The following is a 2,831-nucleotide window of genomic DNA, read 5'->3' on the forward strand; positions in this document are numbered from 1 at the left end:
GAGCTCGACGCCCTCCCTCCCCGCCTCGTCGTCTTCTCGGCCCACCCCGACGACGAGACGCTCGGCGCCGGCGGGCTGCTCGCGCTCGCCGCCGACCGCGGGATGGACGTCACCGTGGTGGTCGCGACCAGCGACGACCCGGCCCGCCTCGACGAGCTGGCGGAGGCGCTGGCCGTGCTGGGGCTGCCGGACGCGCGCGTGCTGCCCCTCCACCTCCCCGACGGGGCGCTCAAGCATCACGCCGACGAGCTGCACGCGGCCGTCGCCCGGGTGCTCGACGCGGACCATGGCCGCGATGCGAGCCCGGACCCAGGCCCGCGGCTCCTGCTGGCGCCCTGGCCGGGCGACCGGCACGGCGATCACCGCACGCTCGGCCGCGAGGTGGCCCGGGCGGCGGCGGAGCGCGGCGAGACGGTGCTGACGTATCCGGTATGGCTCTGGCAGTGGGGCCGCCCCGAGGACGTGCCGTGGTCGCGGCTGCGGGTCGTCGAGCTGACGCCCGGGCAGCGGAGGCGCAAACGGGAGGCGCTGCGGTCGTTCACCTCGCAGCTGCACAGCCCGGCGCATCCCGGCGGGGTGCTGGCCGAGGGGTTCGTGCGGCGGGCGGCGGAGGGGCGGGAGGCGCTGATCGTGTCCGAGGACGCGGCCAGGGACGAGCACTTCGAGCGGCTCCACCGCGAGCGGGAGGACCCGTGGTCGGTGCGCTCGCGCTGGTACGAACGCCGCAAGCGCTCGCTCATCGCCGCCGCTCTGCCGCGCGAGCGGTACGGGCGCGCGTTCGAGGTCGGCTGCTCGGTCGGCGAGGTGACCGCGGTGCTCGCCGAACGCTGCGAGGCGCTGCTGGCGATCGACGCCTCGGCGGCAGCGGTCGAGACGGCGGCGCGGCGGGTCGCCGCCTTCCCCGGTGCGACGGTCGCGCGCGGCCGGGTGCCCGGCGACTGGCCGGAGGGGCCGCTCGACCTTGTCCTCGTCAGCGAGGTGGCGTACTACCTGGCGGCGGACGAGTGGAGGGACGCCGTCGACCGCTGCGTCGCCTCCCTCGCGCCGGGCGGCGAGGTGGTGCTGTGCCACTGGACCGGTCAGGCCGACGACTTCGCGCAGTCAGGGGTGGAGGCGCACCGCGTGTTCCGCGAGCGCAGCGGGTTCCCGGTCGTGGTCGAGCACCGCGACGAGGGGTTCCTGCTCGAGGTGCTCCGGCGTCCGGAGGAGGGGTCGTGACCCGCCTGCCGCGGCCGGCCGCGGCCGTCGACGGCTCCCGCCCCGCGGTGGAGCGGATCGTGATCGCCGTGCCGGCGCGCGACGAGGCCGCCACGCTCGACGCCTGCCTCACCTCGCTCGAACGGGCGTGCGCGGCGGTGCCGCTGGTCCGGACCTCCATCGTCCTGCTGCTCGACGCCTGCACCGACGACTCGGCGGAGATCGCGGCACGGCATCCCCTCGTCCGCACCATCGAACGGACGTACGCGAGCGTCGGCCGCAGCCGCGCCGCCGCGATCGAGGCGGCCCTCGCGAGCGCCCGCGAGCCCGACCGGGCCGTGTGGATCGCGATGACCGACGCCGACGGCGCGGTCCCCCGCCACTGGCTGCGGGAGCACCTGCGCGCCGCGTCGACCGCCGACGCCTACGTCGGAGCGGTGATCCCGCGCCTGGACGACCTCGACCGCCCGCGCCGCCACGCGTGGCGCGCCCGCCACTCCCCCGGCTCCACCCTGGGGCACGTGCACGGCGCCAACCTCGGTGTGCGGGCGGACGCGTACCGGGCGGTGGGCGGGATGCTGCCGCTCGCGACCGGCGAGGACGTCGCCCTCGTCGACCGGCTGAGGGCCGCCGGCGCGACGATCGCGGCCTCCGAGGAGGAGCCGGTCATCACCTCCGCGCGCCTCGCGGGCCGCGCCCCCGACGGCTACGCCGCGTACCTCACCGCGCTGACGCCCTGACGCCCTGACGCCCTGACGCCCTGACGCCCCCCGCCATCGCTTCCGGACTTCTGCACGCCCGCGCCCGGCGTGTCGCGCGCACAGGTCCGGAAGCGATGGCGGGGGCGAGCGGAGCGGGGATGAGCGGAGCGGGAATGCGCGCGCCGGGAGGCCGGTTGTCGGCGGTATGGCAACCATCGGACTCATCGGTTCTGGACACATCGGCTCGCAGCTCGCGCGGCTCGCCGTCGCGCACGGCTACGACGTCGTGCTGAGCAACTCGCGCGGCCCCGAGACCCTGACGGACCTCGTCGCCGAGCTCGGCCCGCAGGCGCGCGCGGCGACCCCCGCCGAGGCCGCGGCCGCCGGCGATCTCGTCGTGGTCACGACGCCGCTCGCGGCCGAGGCGACCCTCCCGGTGGAGGAGCTGGCCGGCAAGATCGTGATCGACACCAACAACTACTACCCGCAGCGCGACGGGCACATCGCCGAGCTGGACGACGAGTCCACGACCGTCGCCGAGCGGCTGCAGGCGATCCTCCCGACCTCGAAGGTCGTGAAGGCGTTCAACCACATCGGCGCCGCGGCCCTCACCACCGAGGGCCAGCCGGCCGGGACGCCCGGACGCCGCGCGCTCATCGTCGCGGGCGACGACGCGGAGGCCCGCGCCCGCGTCGCCGAGCTGATCGACCAGTTCGGCTTCGACCCGCTCGACATCGGCCCGCTCGCGGAGGGCTGGCGGATCCAGCGCGACACCCCCGGCTACGTGCAGCGCATGGACGCCGCGCAGCTCCGCGAGGCCGTCGCCGCCGCGAAGCGCTACCGCGACATGTAGCCCCCACCCGCCGGCCGCCCGCCGCCGAGCACAGGAAAAACGCCCCGAATCGGTCCGATTCCTGTCTCTTATACACATCT

At 76.1% G+C, this 2,831-nt stretch carries 3 protein-coding genes; all 3 read left to right on the forward strand.

Annotated elements, in window-relative coordinates; all coding sequences use genetic code 11:
* On the forward strand, window positions 1-1,218 hold a 1,218-nt coding region (locus tag ACR9ZG_RS18595; protein WP_481286328.1), incomplete at its 5' end, for a PIG-L family deacetylase.
* A complete protein-coding gene (locus ACR9ZG_RS18600) occupies window positions 1,215-1,937 on the forward strand; it encodes a glycosyltransferase family 2 protein (protein ID WP_481286329.1) in 723 nt (240 codons plus the stop codon). The genes ACR9ZG_RS18595 and ACR9ZG_RS18600, both read left to right, overlap by 4 nt.
* Window positions 1,938-2,103: 166 nt before the next feature.
* Window positions 2,104-2,751 (forward strand): NADPH-dependent F420 reductase, encoded by a 648-nt coding sequence (locus ACR9ZG_RS18605; protein ID WP_481286330.1) that lies wholly within the window; start codon window positions 2,104-2,106, stop codon window positions 2,749-2,751.
* The last annotated feature ends 80 nt before the right edge of the window (window positions 2,752-2,831 follow it).

This window comes from Leifsonia sp. KNZ12-8B, from assembly GCF_056755495.1.